Source organism: Pseudomonas sp. P5_A2_2 (assembly GCF_054177685.1).
This window is the reverse complement of record NZ_JBGCUL010000999.1, coordinates 1-1,592: the sequence shown is the minus strand read 5'-3', so window position 1 is coordinate 1,592 and position 1,592 is coordinate 1. Positions and strand designations below refer to the sequence as shown.

The 1,592-nt window shown below is 57.5% G+C and carries 2 protein-coding genes; one reads left to right on the top strand and one right to left on the bottom strand.

Going from position 1 to position 1,592, the window contains the following annotated elements; all coding sequences use genetic code 11:
* Positions 1–406: sigma-70 family RNA polymerase sigma factor (locus tag ACXRVY_RS28190; protein ID WP_458238853.1), on the bottom strand; the 406-nt coding region annotated here is incomplete at its 3' end.
* Positions 407–958: 552 nt separating this feature from the next.
* Here ACXRVY_RS28190 and ACXRVY_RS28185 point away from each other — a divergent pair.
* The coding region (locus ACXRVY_RS28185; protein ID WP_458238852.1) for an FAD-binding protein at positions 959–1,592 on the top strand (634 nt) is incomplete at its 3' end.

Below are 1,592 nucleotides of genomic sequence, written 5' to 3'. Positions count from 1 at the left end.
TGGTTCGATGGACGGTGCCTTCGATCTCATCCCGCAGCAAAGCCCGTTCTGGCGACTCGAGATCCTTGAGGCCATGATCGCCATCGTAGAACTCTGCATCCTCGGAACTGACATCGCTATCCGGCGGCCGACGGCCGCGTGAAACCAGATAGTTTTTCGCCGTGTTGATGGCGATGCGGTAAAGCCACGTATAAAACGCGCTGTCTCCGCGAAAATTTCCAAGTGCACGGTACGCCTTGATAAAGGCTTCTTGTGCCACATCCTGGGCTTCATGGGTGTCGTGCACAAAACGCACGATCAACCCGAGAATTTTGTGCTGGTATTTCAGCACTAGCAGATCGAAAGCACGCTTGTCGCCGCGCTGAACGCGCTCGACCAGTTGCTGATCCTCTTCCTGGGTTAGCATGAACACTCCTCGATGAGCTCGGAGGAGGCTTGCAGAAGTAATCCACCAGACTTGCAAACATAGACTCGGGCTTTTCGCAAAAGTTCTCCCCCTCCAGGCAAGTTTCCTGCGGGCTCTGATTTGGCACGCACGAAAAGCGCAGCACGAGTTGACCCGGCTGCGCGGATAATCTTGTCATCGGACTCTTCAGCAAGGATCAAACCGCAATCCCGCACTGAAGCCGACGCTGTCCCTTGTTTCAGGCAACCGTCTATTGATCTTGGCCCTTTGGCAAAAGTTCCAAATATTTATAGCGGCGCCGCCCCGACATTGTGCAACCGTGAAGGGAAAAACACTGTTAAATCGGCGATACAGTCATTCTCGCGCCCAACGGGCAGAAAAACATCCGACGAAGCGTCCGATGTTTTGCGTCACAGTAGTTTCACAATGCCATGCCAGCTCGGGTATTGTGCCGCTCCCCCCCTCTATATACTAGTAGGCTGTGCGGCTGCCTTGACTCGCCTGTCCAGCTGCGCCACCCCCGACCCGGGTCGCTTTGAGCGGAATCCTGAAATGAGCCAACAGTTTCAACACGATGTTCTGGTAATTGGCAGCGGTGCTGCCGGTTTGAGCCTTGCGCTGACCTTGCCCGGTCATTTGCGCATTGCCGTACTGAGCAAGGGCAACCTCGCCAATGGCTCGACGTTCTGGGCCCAGGGCGGCGTTGCGGCCGTGCTGGATGACACCGATACCGTTGAATCCCATGTCGATGACACGCTCAATGCGGGCGGCGGCCTGTGCCATGAGGACGCCGTGCGCTTTACCGTCGAGCACAGCAAGGAAGCCATTCAGTGGCTGATCGACCAGGGCGTGCCCTTTACCCGCGATGAACAGTCGGGTAACGAAGATGGCGGCTTTGAGTTCCACCTGACCCGCGAGGGCGGCCACAGCCATCGGCGCATCATCCACGCCGCCGATGCCACGGGTGCAGCCATTTTCACTACCCTGCTCGACCAGGCCAGGAAACGACCCAACATCGAACTGCTGGAACAGCGAGTGGCGGTTGACCTGATTACGGAGAAACGCCTGGGACTCGAAGGCGATCGCTGCCTCGGTGCTTATGTGCTCAATCGCGCCACCGGCGAAGTCGACACCTACGGCGCCCGTTTCGTGATCCTCGCCTCCGGTGGTGCGGCCAAGGTTTACC